Annotated in this window: 12 protein-coding genes and 1 pseudogene; 7 read left to right on the forward strand and 6 right to left on the reverse strand. The window is 73.4% G+C overall.

Going from position 1 to position 16,726, the window contains the following annotated elements:
• Window positions 1-20 precede the first annotated feature (20 nt).
• The 4 genes from BIV23_RS06655 (at window position 21) to BIV23_RS06665 (ending at window position 7,151) form a co-directional block, all read left to right on the forward strand.
• Window positions 21-3,620: a vWA domain-containing protein gene (locus BIV23_RS06655; RefSeq protein ID WP_071379910.1), complete on the forward strand. Its 3,600-nt coding sequence runs from the start codon at window positions 21-23 to the stop codon at window positions 3,618-3,620.
• Window positions 3,617-5,335, forward strand: a complete 1,719-nt coding sequence (locus BIV23_RS06660; protein WP_071379806.1) for a hypothetical protein — start codon at window positions 3,617-3,619, stop codon at window positions 5,333-5,335. Before BIV23_RS06655 ends, BIV23_RS06660 begins: the two co-directional genes overlap by 4 nt.
• A gap of 74 nt (window positions 5,336-5,409) precedes the next feature.
• Window positions 5,410-5,826, forward strand: a complete 417-nt coding sequence (locus tag BIV23_RS45745) for an NAD(P)-dependent oxidoreductase (RefSeq protein ID WP_177239750.1) — start codon at window positions 5,410-5,412, stop codon at window positions 5,824-5,826.
• 137 nt (window positions 5,827-5,963) lie between these two features.
• On the forward strand, window positions 5,964-7,151 hold the full coding sequence (locus tag BIV23_RS06665) for a cytochrome P450 (protein WP_071379807.1): 1,188 nt from the start codon (window positions 5,964-5,966) through the stop codon (window positions 7,149-7,151).
• Window positions 7,152-7,167: 16 nt separating this feature from the next.
• Here the strand turns inward: BIV23_RS06665 and BIV23_RS06670 are convergent, their stop codons facing one another.
• The 5 genes from BIV23_RS06670 to BIV23_RS06690 all read right to left on the reverse strand — a co-directional run bounded on the left by BIV23_RS06670 (window position 7,168) and on the right by BIV23_RS06690 (window position 12,725).
• Complete coding sequence (locus BIV23_RS06670) at window positions 7,168-8,610, reverse strand: DEAD/DEAH box helicase (protein ID WP_071379808.1); 1,443 nt, start codon at window positions 8,608-8,610, stop codon at window positions 7,168-7,170.
• A gap of 170 nt (window positions 8,611-8,780) precedes the next feature.
• Entirely contained in the window at window positions 8,781-8,984 is a 204-nt protein-coding gene (locus tag BIV23_RS06675; RefSeq protein WP_071374452.1) for a cold-shock protein, read from the reverse strand.
• 259 nt (window positions 8,985-9,243) lie between these two features.
• Entirely contained in the window at window positions 9,244-10,719 is a 1,476-nt protein-coding gene (locus tag BIV23_RS06680; RefSeq protein ID WP_071379809.1) for an amidase, read from the reverse strand.
• Between the two features lie 75 nt (window positions 10,720-10,794).
• On the reverse strand, window positions 10,795-11,817 hold the full coding sequence (locus BIV23_RS06685) for a glycoside hydrolase family 3 N-terminal domain-containing protein (RefSeq protein ID WP_245790398.1): 1,023 nt from the start codon (window positions 11,815-11,817) through the stop codon (window positions 10,795-10,797).
• Between the two features lie 485 nt (window positions 11,818-12,302).
• The gene (locus BIV23_RS06690) at window positions 12,303-12,725 is read right to left on the reverse strand and encodes a secondary thiamine-phosphate synthase enzyme YjbQ (RefSeq protein ID WP_071374449.1); all 423 of its coding nucleotides are present in this window, start codon (window positions 12,723-12,725) and stop codon (window positions 12,303-12,305) included.
• Window positions 12,726-13,100: 375 nt separating this feature from the next.
• Here BIV23_RS06690 and BIV23_RS06695 point away from each other — a divergent pair, with 375 nt between their 5' ends.
• From BIV23_RS06695 to BIV23_RS06705, 3 genes are all read left to right on the forward strand, one after another.
• Window positions 13,101-14,003, forward strand: coding sequence for an ABC transporter permease (locus tag BIV23_RS06695; RefSeq protein WP_071379811.1), 903 nt, complete (start codon window positions 13,101-13,103; stop codon window positions 14,001-14,003).
• Window positions 13,976-14,722, forward strand: coding sequence for an ABC transporter ATP-binding protein (locus tag BIV23_RS06700; RefSeq protein WP_071379812.1), 747 nt, complete (start codon window positions 13,976-13,978; stop codon window positions 14,720-14,722). Before BIV23_RS06695 ends, BIV23_RS06700 begins: the two co-directional genes overlap by 28 nt.
• 63 nt (window positions 14,723-14,785) lie before the next feature.
• Window positions 14,786-15,793, forward strand: coding sequence for an ABC transporter substrate-binding protein (locus tag BIV23_RS06705; protein WP_177239758.1), 1,008 nt, complete (start codon window positions 14,786-14,788; stop codon window positions 15,791-15,793).
• Between the two features lie 684 nt (window positions 15,794-16,477).
• On the opposite strand, the pseudogene BIV23_RS51585 reads toward BIV23_RS06705, so the two are convergent.
• A pseudogene (locus BIV23_RS51585) lies at window positions 16,478-16,726 on the reverse strand (hypothetical protein); the annotation flags it as partial.

Raw genomic sequence — 16,726 nt, forward strand, 5'->3', positions numbered from 1 at the left:
CGGCCGAGGCTCGCCAGCGTATTCGCGCGCCCGACGCGGCCGTCGCCGCGCTGACCGGGCCGTCGGCGCCGTATCTCATCGGGGTACGGCATCACGCACCGTCCCTGGCCGCCGCCGTGCCCGCGCTGCTGGACGCCGCCGGGCCGGACGTGCTGCTGGTCGAACTCCCCGCCGAGTTGCAGGAATGGCTGCCGTGGCTCGCCCACGAGGAGACCCGGGCCCCGGTCGCGCTCGCCGCCGCACCCGGTGGCGGCGGCGCGGCCGGGGGCCCGGCGTTCTACCCGTTCGCCGACTTCTCACCGGAGCTGGCGGCCGTGCGCTGGGCCGCGCGCCACGAGGTGCCCGTGATCGCCTGCGACCTGCCGCTCGCGGACCGGGCGTGGACGGGAGCACCGCGCGCCCACGGCAACGGCAACGGCAACGGCAACGGTCGCCCACCCGGCGTCGTCGCCGCGCTGCGTGCCCGGCTCACCGGTCGTCCCGGGGACGATCTGTGGGACCGGCTGGTCGAGGCCGCCGCGCCGGGTTCACCGCCGGAGGCGCTGCGGCGGGCCGCGCTGCTGACAGGGTGGGCGCTGCGTGAGGAGGCGATGGCCTCGGGCGGGGTGCCGGAGCTGGATCTGCGGCGGGAGCGGTGGATGCGGTCGTGCCTCGCGGCGGCCACGGCGAACGGGGAGCGTGCCGCGGTGCTCGTGGGTGCCTTCCACGCCCCGGCGCTCCTCGGACCGGCCGAGGACGACGCCGGTGAGCCGACCGCGCGGCAGCAGCCGACCGCACCGGCCTGGACGACCTCCCTCGTCCCCTACAGCTACGCCCTGCTGGACGAGCGCTCCGGTTACCCCGCCGGCATCCGTGACCCGGAGTGGCAGCACACGGTCCTGGACGCGGCCGGTGATCCCGCGGCACTGGAGGACGCGCTGATCCGGACCGCCGTACGGGTGTGTGCCGAGGTGCGGACGCTGGGCCACCCCTCCGGGCCCGCCGACGCGCGGGAGATCGCGCGGCTGGCCGGTGATCTGGCCCGGCTGCGGGGACTGCCCGCGGCGGGCCGGGGCGAACTGGTCGAGGCCGTGCAGACGGTGCTGGCGCAGGGCGAGCCGTACGGGCGGGGGCGGGCCGTCGCCCGGGCGATGGAGCGGGTGCTGGTCGGTACGCGCACCGGGCGCCCGGCCCCCCGGGCGCCGCGCAGCGGGCTGGCCCCGGCGGTCGAGGCGGACCTGGCCGGGCTGGGCCTGCCGGGTCCGGCCGACGCGCCGTCCGCCGGCACCCGGGACCTGCGCCTGGACCCGCTCCGCTCGGACCTGGACCGCTGCCGTGAACTCCTGCTGCGGCGTCTGACGGTGTGCGGGGTTCCGTACGGCGAGCCCAAGGCAGTGACCGGCACGGGCGGCGCCGACGCGCTCACCTCGCGCTGGGAGGTCCGCTGGACCCCGGCCACGGCGGCCATGCTGACGGCGGCCGGGGTGCGCGGGGTCACCCTGGCACAGGCGACCGAGGGGGTGCTGCGGGAGCGGCGGCGTACCGAGCGGGAGGAGGGCGGCCCGACGGCGGCGCAGACCCTGGCGGGCCTGGAGCAGGCGGCGGACTGCGGTCTGCCCGGGCTCGCCGACGAGCGCCTGGCGGACGCCTCCGAGGTGCTGCCGGGCTCCGGCACGCTTCCCGAACTCCTCGCCGGACTGGCCCTGTTGGACCGGCTGCGGGCCGGGCACAGCGCCGGACTCGGCCGCGACGAGGTGCGTACGGCGCGGACCGCGGCCGTCGCCGAGCTGCTGACCGCCGCCGCGGTGCGCCAGGTCGACGGGCTCACGGGCTCGGAGGACCCGGCCGACGCGCACGCGCTGGTGGAACTCGCCCACCGTGCTGACATGTTGGGCGGCATCCGGCTCACCGACGCGCTCGCCCGGCTGGCGGCCGGCGGTTCCCCGCTGATGCGGGGCGCCGCCGGGGCCGTACGCGTGCTGCTGGGGCAGGAGGAGGCCCGGACGCTCGGGGACCGGGTCGCCTCCTGGGTGGACGGGGCCGTCGACACCGCGTCGCGTACGGCGCTCACGGCGCGGCTGACCGGTCTGCTGAGCGCGGCCGGGCCGCTGCTGGAGTCGGCGCCCTCCGCGCTGGAACCGCTGCTGAACCGTGTGTCGGAGCTGTCCGACCGGGACTTCCTCGACCGGCTCCCGGCATTGCGCGGCGGCTTCGACACGCTCAGCCCGGCAGCCCGCGAGCGCCTGCTGACCGCGGTGGAGCGACGCCTCGACGGCGACCGGCCGGACGACACCGGGGCCGTGGACCCGGCGGCCCTGGCCGTCTGGACCCGTGCGGACCTGAGGGCGCGCGAGACGCTCGCCGCACTCGGGCTGCTGCCGCCGGAGCGGCCCACCGGGGCAGACGCCGACGAGGCATCGCGGGACGAAGCGCACACGGACGCGTCCGGCAAGCCCGCGTCCGGCAGACCCACGACCAACGGGCCCGCATCGGGCGGGGGTCGCCCTACGCCCGCCACGCCCGACGCCGGGCGCAGAATCCCTCCCGCCGACCGCTGGCGGCTCGCGCTGGGCCGCCGGAGCAGCCAACTCGGCGTGTCCGCACGCCCGTTGGCGACCGCGCTGGACGAGTTGTACGGCTGTGGGCGCGGTGAGGGGAGTCGCGGAGAGCTCTCCGGGCACGGGAACCGCGGCGGGCGTGAGGCGGCGTTTCCCGGGGTGCGGGAGTGGTCCGAGGAGCTGGCGGCGCTGTTCGGCCCGGGGATCCGGGAGGAGGTGCTGGCGGCGGCCGCCGCGACCGGCCGCCAGGACGTGTTCGCGGAGCTGGACCCGGATCGGGTGCGGCCCTCCGTCGATCTGCTGCGCTCGGTGCTGCGGCACGCCGGCGGGCTGCCCGAGTCCCGGATCGCGGCGCTGCGTCCGCTGGTCCGCCGACTGGTCGACGCGCTGACCCGGGAACTGTCGACCCGGCTGCGCCCCGCCCTGCACGGCACCACCCTGGCCCGCCCCGGCCGGCGCCCCGGCGGCGGCCTCGACCTGCCCCGCACCCTGCGCGCCAACCTCGCCACCGCCCGCCGTCTGCCGGACGGCACGGTGCGGGTCATACCCGAGCGGCCCGTCTTCCGCAGCCGTGCGAAGCGTGCGGCCGACTGGCGGCTGATCCTGGTCACCGACGTGTCGGGCTCCATGGAGGCGTCCACGATCTGGGCGGCGCTCACGGCCTCGGTGCTGGCCGGGGTGCCCACCCTGTCCACGCACTTCCTGGCCTTCTCCACCGAGGTGATCGACCTGACCGACCACGTCGCCGACCCGCTCTCCCTCCTCCTGGAGGTCAGCGTCGGCGGCGGCACCCACATCGCGGCCGGACTGCGCCACGCGCGCGAGCTGGTCGGCGTGCCGTCGCGCACGCTCGTCGTGGTGGTCAGCGACTTCGAGGAGGGCTACCCGGTCGGCGGCCTGCTCGCCGAGGTCCGTGCCCTGGTCGGGGCGGGCTGTCATGTGCTGGGCTGCGCGAGCCTCGACGACACGGGCCGGCCCCGCTACTCCACCGGCGTGGCCGGGCAACTGGTCGCCGCGGGCATGCCGGTGGCCGCACTCAGTCCGCTCGAACTCGCCCGCTGGATAGGGGAGAAGATCGCATGAGCCGGGAACTGCCGCCGGTCGCACCGTCCGTGACCGCCGCCCTCGTCGCGGCCCTGACGCCCCGGCTGCGCAGGCGCCTGGACGCGGGCATCGCCAAGCTCGCGGACCGCCCGGTCGAGCGCGACGGCGCCGTCGTGCGCATCGCCCTCGACGACGCCACCGACCTCGAACTGCACGCCCCGGACGGCACGGTGAGGAGCACGGACGCCGTCCGCTGTGGTTGTCTCCTGGCACCGGAGTGCCTGCACCGCGCCGCGATCGCCGCGGCGGCCCCGGTCGCGGACGACACCGACTCCGCGGAGCCCGAGGGCAGTTCGCGGGAGACACCCGCCACACAGCCGCCACACAGCTGGCCGGAGACCGCCACGGCCGAGCAGTGCGCCGCCGCCCGCGCGCTCCACTCCGCCACGGCCGCCGTACTGGAGGCCGGTACGGACGGAGCGGGCGCAGTGCTCCAGGCCGGGCTGCTGCGTGCCGCGCACGCGGCGCGCCTCGCCGGTCTGCACCGGGCCGCCGCCTCGGCCGTGTCCGTGGTCACCGCGCTGCGCGCCGCCCGCGCGGCCGACCCGGCCTACCGACTGGACGACCTCGTCGCGCGGCTGCGTGACGTGCTGACCGTGGCCCACCGTGTCCCCGCCGCCGACGGCGCCGAACTGACCGGGCTGCTCGGCACCGCACGGCAGCCGTACCGCCCGGACGGCTCGCTGCGGCTGTACGGCCTGTTCTCCGAACCGGTGGTCACCGCGAGCGGCTACGCGGGCGCCGTCACCTGGACCACGGACGCCGCGGGCCGGCTCTTCCAGGTGTCCGACGTCGCTCCGGGCGGCGCCGGGCGTGCGGTGGGCGCGGCCGACCGGGCGGTGCGGATCGGTGACACGGCCCTGAGCCACCGGAAGCTGTCCCGAGCGGGCCTGGCGGTGTCGGGGGCCACCGTCTCCCCCGGCGGGCGGCTCGGCGCGGGCGCAGGGGTACGGGCGGTGGCGGCGGCCGGTGCCGGCTGGCGCGAGGAGCCGCTGTACCGGCTCTGGCAGGCGCCCGTGGCCGAGCAGGTCGAGCGGGCGCTGAGCGGCGGCCACGATCTGCTGTTCCTGGAGGTCACCCTGGCCGGTACGGCGGCGGAGGCGGAGGGCGAGTGTCTGCTCGCCGAGTGCGGTGGCGTCGCGCTGCGGCTGACCCGGGCCCATGACGACCCGGCACTGCCCTGCCGGGACAACCTGCGGCTGCTGGCCGCCGCCCGGGGCAGCACACTCCGGGTCGTCGCCCGGCTCGCACCGGCCCCGCACGCCCGGGCCCAGCTCCTGGCGGCCGAGCATCCGGCGATGGCCGGCGAGCGTGTCGACCTCGGCTTCGACCGGCTCCAGCGCGCGGACCTGCCGGCCATGCCCGTGTTCCCCGTTCCGGCCGCGTCGTCGGTGCGGGAGGAGGCGCCGGTCCATCTGCTGCGCCGCCGGGTGCAGCAGGCGGTGTCGGGCGGGCGGCGGGTGCTGTCCTTCCCCGGTGACACGGCGGTCGACGTCCGTCGGCTGGGCAGGTCCGGGCTCGCGACGGCGGGCGACCTGCTGGCGGCCCTGCACGGTGCGGCGGCGGAGCGGTCCCGTGACGTGTTCGGCCGCCTCCTGCCGACGGACCCGGACCGCTTCGCCCGCGCGTGGCTGGCGGCTGCCCGCTACACCGACGAACTGGACCGGGCCCTGTGCGCCGCCGCCTGGACATGAGACCGGCCCGGGCCACACCTGTCCCTGGCCGGGGCCCGCCCGGGCATGGGGCACCTCGGCCGTGCGATGGCCGGATGGCACACGCCGCGTTCGGCACGGAGATCCTCTGCTGCCGCCGTCGCCCGCCCCGCGCCGGACGCCCTGCCGTACACGGCGGTCCCGTGCCGGCCGAACTCTTCGCCGCCACCGACGTGGTGAGCGTCGGCTTCGCCCACGAACCGGGCGTGAACGGCGAGGGCATCGGCACCGAGCACCTGCGCGCGCCGGGCCCCGCCGGGCACCTCGTGCACGTGTCCCGCGCCGCACTCGTCGACCCGTCGGCGCTTCGTTCCGCCCTGGCCGAGGGCGCCGTCGCGGGCGCTTCCCCGGACGGCTGCTCCAGCGAAGCCCACCCCTCCCCTCGCCGACGACCCGCACGGCCTCCTCGCCTTCGCCCCGACCCGCCTCCTCAGCTCCCCCGCACAGCGCCTTCGACAGCGCCCAGGCCCTGACCCGGGTGGCCGAGACGGCCGTCGCCGGCTTCCTGGCCGTCCACCGCGGCGCGGACCCTCCGTACGCCGTCCACGCCTAGGATCCTGCTCACCGGATCACGCCGGAACTCCCGGAACAGGAACAGGAGACGGCTCCCATGGTGACAGCGCGCCGGTTCCCGCTCGGCTCCGCGACCACGCTCACGGAGCTGGCGGACGACCCCCACCCCCGGCTGGCCCTGCTGCGCGCCCACGAGCCGGTGTCGTGGGTCCCCGTGCTGGGGGGCTGGCTGGTGACGCGGCGCGATCTCGCGCTGCGCGTGATGCGCGACGCGGCGACCTTCACGGTGGACGACCCCCGCTTCTCCACCGCCCAGGTCGTCGGTCCGAGCATGCTCTCCGTGGAGGGCGCCGAGCACAAGCGGCACCGTGCCCCCTTCGCCGATCCGTTCCGCGCGCAGGACGTGCGCGACCGGTTCGCGGGCTTCGTGGCACGGGAAGCCGCCCGGCTCGTGGAAGTCATCCGGCCGCGGGGCAGCGCCGAGTTGCGCCGCGCGGTGGCCGGACCGCTGGCCGTCGCCGTCGTCGCCGAGTCCCTGGGCTTGGCCGGCGCGCCCGCGGAGGCGGTACTGGCCTGGTACGACGCCATCGTGAGCGCGGTCTCCGACATCACCGCCGGGCTGCCGGCGAACCCGGCCGGGGCGGCGGCCTTCGATCAGCTGCGAGGAAGCGTCGAGGCGACGGTCGCGGCAGGAGGCGGCACGTCGCCGCTGGCCGCGGCGGCCGAGAGCGAGCGCCTGACGCTGCCTGAGGTGGTCGCCAACGCCGCCGTGCTGATGTTCGGCGGTATCGAGACCACCGAGGGCATGATCGCCAACGTCGTACTGCACCTCCTGGCACACCCCGGTCAACTCGCCCTCGTGCGCGCCGATCCGGACCTGGTCGACGCGGCGATCGAGGAATCGCTCCGCCTGGAGCCCGCCGCGGCCAACGTGGACCGCTACGCGACCGCCGACGTGACCATCGGCGGGGCCGACGTCCGGCGCGGTGATCTGGTGGTCGTCTCGCTCAGCGGCGCGAACCGCGACCCCGAGACCTTCCGGGACCCCGACGTCTTCGACCTGCGACGGGGCAACTCCCGCCTCCAGCTGGCCTTCGCGCACGGCCCGCACTTCTGCCTGGGCGCCCACCTCGCCCGTCTGGAGACCCGCGCCTGCCTCCTCGCGCTCCTCGACCGGCTCCCCGGCCTGCGGCTCGACCCGGACTCGCCCACCGCGCCGAGGGGCCTGGTCTTCCGGAAGCCTCCGGCCCTGCGTGTCCGCTGGGACGTGCCGGTGCGGCGCTGACGTGACGCCGGCCTACCTATGCGCCACGACGCATCCGGGCGGCCTCACGGGCCTCGGCCATCCGGCGGGCCTCAGCGGACCGGCGCGACGAGCCGCCGGCGCCGGCCCGCCCCGGTCGGGTGCCCAGACCGCGGAACGGGGCACCGCCGCGTTTCGGACGCTCCGCGACCGGCGCGCTGCCGCCGACGGGGACACCGGAGGGAGCCTGGGCGCCGGTGATGCGGCTCAGCTCGGCCTCGCCGGAGCGGACCTGCGTGATCTGCGGCCTGATGCCCGCGTCGGACATGAGACGGGCCATGTCGCGGCGCTGGCCGGGAAGGACCAGCGTGACCACGCTTCCGGAGGCGCCGGCGCGGGCGGTTCGGCCGGCACGGTGCAGGTAGTCCTTGTGGTCCTTGGGCGGGTCGACGTTGACGACGAGATCGAGGTCGTCGACGTGAATGCCCCGCGCCGCGACGTTGGTGGCCACCAGCACCGTGACGTCGCCGGTCTTGAACTGCGCCAGGGTGCGGGTGCGTTGGGGCTGCGACTTGCCGCCGTGCAGCGCCGCGGCCTGCACGCCGCTGCTCAGCAGGTGCCTGGTGAACTGGTCGGCGGCGTGCTTGGTGTCCAGGAACATGATCACGCGCCCGTCGCGGGCGGCGATCTCGGTGGCGGTGGAGTACTTGTCGGCGCCGTGCACCTGCAGCACGTGGTGTTCCATCGTGGTGACCGCGCCCGCCGACGGGTCGACCGAGTGGACGACCGGGTCGTGGAGGTAGCGGCGGACCAGCAGGTCGATGTCGCGGTCCAGCGTGGCCGAGAACAGCAGGCGCTGGCCGTCGGGGCGTACCTGGTCCAGCAGTGCGGTGACCTGCGGCATGAACCCCATGTCCGCCATCTGGTCGGCCTCGTCCAGGACGGTCACCTTCACCCGGTCCAGGCGGCAGTCCCTGCGCTCGACGAGATCCGTGAGGCGACCGGGCGTCGCGACGACCACCTCGGCCCCGGCACGCAGTGCGCCGGCCTGCCTGCCGATCGACATGCCGCCGACCACCGTGGCCAGCCGCAGCTTCAGCAGTCGGGCGTACGGAGTGAGCACCTCGGTGACCTGCTGGGCCAGCTCGCGCGTGGGGACGAGGATCAGGGCCAGCGGTCTCCGCGCCTCGGCGCGCTGCCCTCGCGTGCGCACGAGGAGCGCCAGGCCGAAGGCGAGCGTCTTGCCCGATCCGGTGCGCCCCCGCCCCAGGACGTCGCGCCCCGCGAGGGAGTTCGGCAACGTGGCCGCCTGGATCGGGAACGGCTCGTGCACGCCGAGTTCGGTCAGCGTCTTCAACAACTCGGCGGGCATGTCCAGTTCACCGAAGGCGGCGACCGCGGGCAGGGCCGGGGTGACGGTGACCGGCGGCGCGAACTCGCCCTGGGGTACGGAGGGACGGCGCCCGGTATGGCGGTCGTTCGTGCGGGCTGAGCGGCTCATGGAGAACCTTCCTCGACGGGGCACGCATCGAGGAATTCACGACAGGAATGAGCCGCCTGAATTGCAAGAACGAGCCTAATGTGAGACTGAGAGAATTTCGCCGGAATGCAAAAAAGATATCTGGGGCCCCGTCGCAGGACGGGGCCCCAGATATCTCACGCGCTTCGCCGTCAGGCGGGAGTGATGTTCTCCGCCTGCGGGCCCTTCTGGCCCTGCGTGACGTCGAAGTTCACCTTCTGGCCCTCGTGGAGCTCACGGTAGCCCTGGGTGGCGATGTTCGAGTAGTGCGCGAAGACGTCCGGGCCGCCGCCGTCCTGCTCGATGAAGCCGAATCCCTTTTCCGAGTTGAACCACTTCACGGTGCCGGTAGCCATGTCACATCTCCTTGGGGGCAGTGCCCGCGGGTTCACACCGTGTGAACCCCTGCGTTGCCACGATGAACCCCGTCCGGATGAGCACCGGATAAACAAAAATGCCCGGCGGCATACGGCCGCCGAGGCACTTGAAGTTTCGGGAACCACAACTGCAACTACCGGTAAGTTTAGCAGAGTACGCGAGCTTGTACTACTTTCATCTTGGAAGGTGAACCTCCAGATTGCACAGGGCGTGGCCAAGTGAAACAAGGCACCGGCTTCAGGCTCCGGTCTCGCATTCGGGTGCCTGGAAGCCGCCGATCCTCTGCTCCAGCAGTTCGGCCAGCCGCAGCGGCGTGCGGTCCTCGTACATCGGCCCGATGAGCTGCACTCCCACCGGCAGCCCCTCGGGGGACCGGCCCGCCGGTACGGCGGTGGCGGGCAGGCCGGGCATGGTGGCCACACCGGCCCAGACGAGCTGGTCGAGGTACGGATGCTCGACGCCGTCGATGTCGATCCGGCGTTCCCCCGGATCGGGGTTGTGGTCGTGCGGGAACGCGGGAGTGGGCGTGATGGGAGACACCACGACGTCGAACTCGGCGAAGAGCTGCCGCCACCGGTGACGGTGGAGCTCGCGACGGGTGTCGGCCTCGATCCAGTCGCGGTGGCTGAGCACCATGCCGCGCAGCCGCGCCGCATCGAGACTCCGGTCGTCCGCGCCCAGCGCGGCGACGCGGGTCCGCAGCCGCTCCTGCGCCTCGACGGGAAAACGCGCGACGGAGCCCGAGACCACCAACTGCGTGTAGAGCAGCGCGGCTTCGTCCAGGTCCGGCAGCAGCGGACTGTGCCGTTCGACGCGGGCACCGCCGTCGGCAAGCGCTTGGGCCACCCGGTCCACGCCCGCCCGCACGGCGGACCCGGTCGGAATGAACGGATGCTCGTCGAGGACCAGGACCCGGAAGTCGCGGAGCCGCTCGTGGCGCGCGGGCGGCAGCCTGACATCGTGCGCCACACCGAGCGTCAGGGGGTCCGGTCCGGCCATGACGTCGAGCAGGAGCATGAGGTCGCGGGCGCTGCGCGCCATCGGTCCGACGACGGCGAGGTCAGGATCGGTCGGCAGGGCCGGCGCGGACGGCGGGACCATACCGCGGGTCGCCGCCAGCCCCCGTGTCGGCTTGTGTGCGTAGACGCCGCAGAAATGCGCGGGGGTGCGCAACGAACCGGCCATGTCGGAGCCGATGGACAGCGCTCCGAATCCGGACGCCAGTGCCGCCGCCGAGCCGCCGGAGGATCCACCGGGTGTGCGACCGTGGTCCCACGGGTTGCTGGTGGTGCCGTAGATCTCGTTGAAGCTCTGTATGTCCTGCAGCCCCAAGGGCACATTGGTCTTGCCGAGCACCACCGCGCCCGCCGCCCTGAGCCGCGACACCTGCACCGCGTCCTCGGACGGCAGGTAGTCCCGGTGCAGCGGTATGCCCCAGGTCGTGGGCAGCCCGGCGATGTTGTAGGACTCCTTGACCGTCACCGGAATGCCCAGCAGCGGCCGGTCCTCACCGACTTCGCCGCGGGCGCGCGCCTGATCGGCATCGCGCGCGGCGGCCCGTGCGCGGTCGAAGTCCGGCACACAGATCGCGTTGACCGCTGTGTCGTCCCGCTCGATGCGGGCGATCGCCTCGTCGGTCAGTTCCACCGAGCTCACTTCACCGGCACGCAAGGCAGTCGCGAGTCCTTCGGCCGTCTGAAATTTCCACTCCATGAACCAGACCGTACCGGCCTCGGGAACAGGCCACGAAATGCCGCTTCGCACAACGGGTTTATGCCTCGATGCTCCTCAACCGCAGTCGAGTCGGCCCGCGTTGTGCTTGGCGTCGAGTATCCGGCGCACGCTGTCGTCGACCTTGGCCCGGAACGACGCGTCCTGTCCCATCCGGGTCTGGATGCCCTGCGCCATCGCGGGTATGGTGCTCGGCTGCACCGTGAGGATCATGTCTCCGCCCGCCGCGATGAAGTTCACGGCCCGCTGGGTAGGGGTGAAGGACCGCACCGCGACCGCGTTGCCGAGGTCGTCCGAGATGACCACGCCCTTGAAGCCGAGTTGGCCGCGCAGCAGATGATCGATGACCGTCGGCGAGAAGGCCGCCAGGTGGTTGGGGTCGATCTTGGTGTAGGTGGCCGACGAGATCATCACGAAGGGTGATCCGGCCTGGATCCCGGCGCGGAACGGTGTGAGGCTGGGGCTGTCGGCGGTCGTCACCGAGTCGACGACGTTGGCGGTGGTGTCGGTGTTGCCGATCACCTGCCCGAGCCCGGGAAAGTGCTTGAGCGTCGTCATCACGCCCGACTGCGCGAAGCCGGCGGCGAAGGCGCCGGTGTGGGAGGTCACGACGTCCGGGGTATGGCCGTACTCCCGCTGGAAGGAACCGATGGGTATGTTGCGGGCGCCCAGCGCGGCCGGGACCACGTCGGCGACCGGTGCCAGGTTCAGGTCGAGCCCGGCGGCCTTGAGCTCGCCGGCCCATGCGGCGGCCTGGGTACGCAGCGTCGCCGTCGGCCAGCTGCCCTGGGTCAGGCCGCTGGGCATGGCCGAGAAGCCGGGACCACTCAGCACTTGCACCCGGCCGCCCTCCTGGTCGGTCGAGACCAGCAGCCCGACCCGCCTGCCGGCGACCTGGTCCGCCTGGCCTCGGAAACCGTCGACGAGCTTTCTAGTCGCCGTCGTACCGGCGGTGCTGCGGCCCGTCAGCATGACGGATCCCACATGGTTGTCGCGCAGGATGCGCAGCTGGGCCTGATCGGGCTGGGAAGCGGAGATTCCTCCCATGAGGAGCTGTCCGACCCGTTGAGCGGTGGTCATGCCCGACAGGTATCGGTCGGTGCAGGTGGCGGCGGGCGCCGACGTGCTGGCGCTCGCGGTGGCCGGGGCCGCATCGGCACGGGTACGGCCCGGCAGTGCGCTGGCGGTACCCGGGGTCGGTGGGCCATGGCTGGCAGCGGGGGTTCGGGGGGATTCGGGTGCCGCCCCTGGCGCTGCCGACGAACCACAGCCCGCGACGGCGAGCGCCAGGGTGACCAACGGGACCTTGGTGCGCAGGGCTGAGCAGCGGCGGTTCCTGGGCTGCTGCCGGACGCGTATGGTCATGCTTCTTCCTCCGGCCTGGACGAGCCGGGGTCACCGCGCGCTGCGTAGCCACTTCCGTCACGGCGGGCCCGGCTTGCTGCGTCCATCACACCGTACGTTACTGGGCATTTGTTCGCCCCTTGGCCGAGTACTCGGGGCTCTGGAGCGGACCGGTGCGGCGGCGCGGCAGCGCGTCGGCAGGCCGGGAACCCGCCTCGGAACTATCCGAGGAACGACAGACGCACCTGACGGTCGGGGTTGTCCTTGTTCGTGTCGACCAGGCACACCGACTGCCAGGTGCCCAGCGCCAGCCGGCCGGCGATGACGGGGAGGGTCGCATGCGGCGGGACGACGGCCGGCAGGACGTGGTCGCGGCCGTGGCCGGGGCTGCCGTGACGGTGCTGCCAGCGGTCGTCGGCGGGGAGCAGGGTGTGCAGGGCGGCGAGAAGGTCGTCGTCGCTGCCCGCGCCGGTCTCGATGACCGCGATCCCTGCGGTCGCGTGCGGGGTGAAGACATTGAGCAGCCCGTCGCGGCCCGCCGCCGCCTCGCGCAGGAAGTCGTCGCACTCAGAGGTGAGGTCGACGACGCGCTCCTGCGTGCCGGTGGCGACGTGCAGCGTTCGGGTGGTGAAGGCATCTGGCATGCCCCCATCCTGGCCCATACGCCGGGCTTCGCCTCAGCGGCGCGATCGGCTGGTGATATCCATGGTCCACAGGACGAGACACCGTTGACCGTGGACCGAACATCTGGCTACGTTCAGCCGCATGTTGCGTTCAGCCCTGCTCACCACGCGTGGTCACATCGACCTGCTGTGGGTGGCCTCCGCCGCGTGTCGCCGCGGCTGCTGACGCCCTTTTCCACCGCACCCTCCCACTCTCCGGCGCGCTTCGCCGTCGATTCCGCGCACCCGTCTCCCCTTGGTCCGGCTGCTCTCGTACGACGGTGACCAGCTTCCGGGACGGACCTGAGACGCGCCCCCTCCCCTCTCCTTCGCTCACCCTCTCCCCGCGGAGCCTTTATGAGCATCAGCCATGCCCCGCCCAACGCCCCCGACCCCGATATTTCGCGTATATCCAAGTCCGAGTCCGGCGAGGCGGCGCGGGCGGACGCCACCGACCTCGACCTCCAGCCCGTCGTCCCCGCCTCCGCCCGCAACCTGCCCGTCCCCCGCTGGCTGCGCCGCACCACAGGCCCGATCCTGCTGCTCGCCCTGTGGCAACTCCTCAGCGCCACCGGCGTCCTGACGCCCGACGTACTCGCCTCGCCGGGCCGGATCGCACAGGTCGGCTGGGACCTGATCAGTGACGGGTCACTGCCGTCGGCCATGGGAACCTCGCTCCGGCGCGTGGCGCTCGGGCTGCTCTTCGGCACCTCGGCCGGCACCGGACTCGCCCTGGTCTCCGGGCTGTTCCGGATCGGCGAGGACGTGGTGGACGCGCCCGTGCAGATGCTGCGGACGGTGCCGTTCGTCGGTCTCATCCCGCTGTTCATCATCTGGTTCGGCATCGGCGAGGCCCCGAAGATCGCCATCATCACCCTCGGCGTGACCTTCCCGCTCTACCTCAACGTGTACGCCGGCATCCGCGGCGTCGACTCCCAACTCATCGAGGCGGGCGAGTCGTTGGGGCTGTCCCGCTGGGGGCTGGTACGGCACGTCGTCCTTCCGGGTGCGCTGCCCGGCGCGCTGACCGGGCTGCGCTACTCCCTCGGTATCGCCTGGCTCGCGCTGGTCTTCGCCGAGCAGGTCAACGCCGACTCCGGCATCGGCTTCCTGATGGTGCAGGCACGGGACTTCCTGCAGACCGACGTGATCGTGGTCTGCCTGATCGTCTACGCCTTCCTCGGCCTGCTCGCCGACTTCGTCGTCCGTTCTCTCGAAAGGGTGTTGCTGCAATGGCGACCGACGTTCACCGGCCGGTGACCCCTGCGACGACCCGGGCCGTGCACGTGGAGGGGCTCACCCGCTCCTTCGACGGCCGAACCGTCATCGACGGCCTGCGTCTCGACATCGCGCCCGGCGAGTTCGTCGCCCTGCTCGGCCGCAGCGGCTGCGGCAAGTCGACGCTGCTGCGCATCCTCGCCGGGCTCGACCGCGACATCCAGGGCACCGCACTGGTCCCGCGGCGCAGGGCCGTCGCCTTCCAGGCGCCTCGGCTGATGCCCTGGAAGAAGGTCTGGCGCAACGTCCTGCTCGGTCTGCCCGGCAGGCCCGAACGCAACGTCGCCGAGCAGGCGTTGGACGAGGTAGGGCTCGGCCACCGCGTCGACGCCTGGCCGAGGACGCTGTCCGGCGGCGAGGCCCAGCGCGCCTCCCTCGCCCGCGCCCTGGTCCGCGAGCCCGATCTGCTGCTGCTCGACGAGCCGTTCGGCGCGCTCGACGCGCTCACCCGGATCAAGGCCCAGCGCCTGGTCGGGGAGTTGTGGCAGCGCCGCGGCTGCGCCGTACTGCTGGTCACTCATGACGTCGAGGAGGCCGTCCTGCTCGCCGACCGCGTCCTGGTGATGGACGACGGCCGCATCGCCCACGAGCAGCACATCGACGTCGACCGGCCGCGCGAGATCACCGACCCCCGCTTCGCCGCGCTCCGCGCCGGTCTGCTGGAACGGCTCGGCGTCAACACCGCGGCCGAAGCCGCCTGATCCTCCGGTACACACCCGCATCCCCCTGCACTCGCTTCCCCTCCGCACATGAACGGAACCGTCATGCGACGACGACTCGTCCCCGCCGCAACCCTCCTCCCCTTCGCGCTCCTGCTCACGGCCTGCGGCGGGAACTCGTCCGCGAGCACCGACACCGACGGCACGGGGTCGGTCACCCTCGACGTCGGTGATCAGAAGGGCGGTTCCGAGGCGGTCCTGCGCGCCGCGGGAGAGCTGAAGAACCTGGACTACAAGATCAAGTGGTCCACCTTCACCTCCGGCCCGCCCCTGCTGGAGGCCGTCAACGCGCAGGCCGTCGACATCGGCGGCGTCGGCAACACCCCGCCCGTCTTCGCGGCCGGCGCCGGTTCGAAGATCTCCGTCGTGGCCGCCTGGCACGGCACGTCCAAGGGCGACGCGATCCTCGTGCCCAACGACTCCAAGCTCGCCGGCCCGAAGCAGCTCAAGGGCAGGTCCGTCGCCGTGGCGCAGGGCTCGTCCGCGCACTACCAGCTGATCGCCTCGCTCAGGGCGGCAGGGCTCAGCCTGTCCGACGTCAAGGTCAAGTACCTCCAACCGGCCGACGCACTCGCCGCGTTCACCTCGGGCAAGGTCGACGCATGGGCGGTCTGGGACCCGTACACCTCCCAGATCCTGCGGGCCGGGAAGGGCCGTGTGCTGACCACGGGCGAGGGCGTCACCAACGGGCTCACCTTCCAGGTGGCCGCACCCTCCGCGCTGAAGGACACGAAGAAGGCCGCCGCCATCAAGGACTACCTCACCCGGCTGCGACGGGCGACGGCCTGGGTCCACGACCATCAGCAGGTGTGGGCCAAGGTGTGGGCCGAGGACACCGGGCTGCCGTACGACGTGGCGCTGGACTCGGTGAAGCGGACCAACTCCACACGGGTCGCCGTCGCCGTCGACAAGCCGCTCGTCGCCTCCGAGCAGCAGATCGCCGACGCCTTCACCGAGTTGAGGCTGATCCCGAGGAAGGTGGACTTCGGCGACTTCGTGGACACCCGCTTCAACGCCGGCCTGCCCCCGTCGACGACACCGGCCAGGGGCTGACCCCGGCAGGAGGGCCGGGCGGTGCGGGTCCGTGATGTGAGCAGGCCGTGCCGCACCTCCGCGCGGACGACGCGAGGCGCCTGTGCACGGCTCCCCTCGCGGCGCGGACGCGTCCGTCAGCCGCGCCCCGCACTGCCCGGGACAGCCCCAGCGCGGCCGTCCGTGCGGCCGGGGCGAGTCGGGCGGGCCGAAGCGGGGACGGGGTCCGGCCCGCCCCTGTCGGCGGCGAGGCTCGGGCCGCCGTCTCCGGGCGGGCGGCCAGGTCCGGGGCGACGGAAGGCAGTGGTGGGCCCGCACGGCCTTGGCGACCTGGACGTCGATCGCCGCACCCGGCTGAACCTGGCTCCCGGAGGCGCACATCACGGTCACGCCGACGAGGTCCGGCACGGTCGCCCTCTCCCTTTCCTCGGCCGCCCTTGGTGCGTCTCCCGCTCAAGGGGCTCCGCGCGAAGACGCGACCCTTCGGCTGGGCGGACTGACAGCGGCTCGCGCGGTCCTTCGTCAGCGCGCGCAGGACGATCGCGTCCACCCCGGGGCTCGACGTCGAGGTTGCACAGACGCGGCAGCCGAGGTCCGCCCCGGAGGTGCCGGAGCATGACCTCCATCGGTGGCTGGCCGGTGAACGGCGTGCGGAGGGGAAGCAGTTCGTACAGCAGGCAGCACGATGCCGTGGTACTGGGAGTGGGCGAGCGCTTCCAGGGGCGCCGCACGCGCGGGGAAGTGCCCGAAGAGAGTGCGTCCGACGACACCGGAGGCGTGGGCCGGTTCCTCCAGGGTGATGTCGGGGTTCCGTCCGAGTTCCTGGCGTGCGATGGCCGGGATGGGCGCCCGATTGGACCGTGCATTGCACCGCTGTGGCACGCGACCGACGGGCTGGGGCACGGAAGACCTCGATGAAGACCGGACGGGGTACGAGCGCCTCCGTCCTGACAT

Source organism: Streptomyces monashensis, from assembly GCF_001866665.1.
Lineage (GTDB): Bacteria > Actinomycetota > Actinomycetes > Streptomycetales > Streptomycetaceae > Streptomyces > Streptomyces monashensis.

What these genes read in the sequence shown, in the direction of transcription:
- BIV23_RS06660 (WP_071379806.1), top strand. Translation starts at nt 3,617, where the DNA reads ATGAGCCGGGAACTGCCGCCGGTCGCACCGTCCGTGACCGCCGCCCTC.
- BIV23_RS45745 (WP_177239750.1), top strand. Translation starts at nt 5,410, where the DNA reads ATGGCACACGCCGCGTTCGGCACGGAGATCCTCTGCTGCCGCCGTCGC.
- BIV23_RS06665 (WP_071379807.1), top strand. Translation starts at nt 5,964, where the DNA reads ATGGTGACAGCGCGCCGGTTCCCGCTCGGCTCCGCGACCACGCTCACG.
- BIV23_RS06670 (WP_071379808.1), bottom strand. Translation starts at nt 8,610, where the DNA reads ATGAGCCGCTCAGCCCGCACGAACGACCGCCATACCGGGCGCCGTCCC.
- BIV23_RS06675 (WP_071374452.1), bottom strand. Translation starts at nt 8,984, where the DNA reads ATGGCTACCGGCACCGTGAAGTGGTTCAACTCGGAAAAGGGATTCGGC.
- BIV23_RS06680 (WP_071379809.1), bottom strand. Translation starts at nt 10,719, where the DNA reads ATGGAGTGGAAATTTCAGACGGCCGAAGGACTCGCGACTGCCTTGCGT.
- BIV23_RS06685 (WP_245790398.1), bottom strand. Translation starts at nt 11,817, where the DNA reads ATGACCACCGCTCAACGGGTCGGACAGCTCCTCATGGGAGGAATCTCC.
- BIV23_RS06690 (WP_071374449.1), bottom strand. Translation starts at nt 12,725, where the DNA reads ATGCCAGATGCCTTCACCACCCGAACGCTGCACGTCGCCACCGGCACG.
- BIV23_RS06695 (WP_071379811.1), top strand. Translation starts at nt 13,101, where the DNA reads ATGAGCATCAGCCATGCCCCGCCCAACGCCCCCGACCCCGATATTTCG.
- BIV23_RS06700 (WP_071379812.1), top strand. Translation starts at nt 13,976, where the DNA reads ATGGCGACCGACGTTCACCGGCCGGTGACCCCTGCGACGACCCGGGCC.
- BIV23_RS06705 (WP_177239758.1), top strand. Translation starts at nt 14,786, where the DNA reads ATGCGACGACGACTCGTCCCCGCCGCAACCCTCCTCCCCTTCGCGCTC.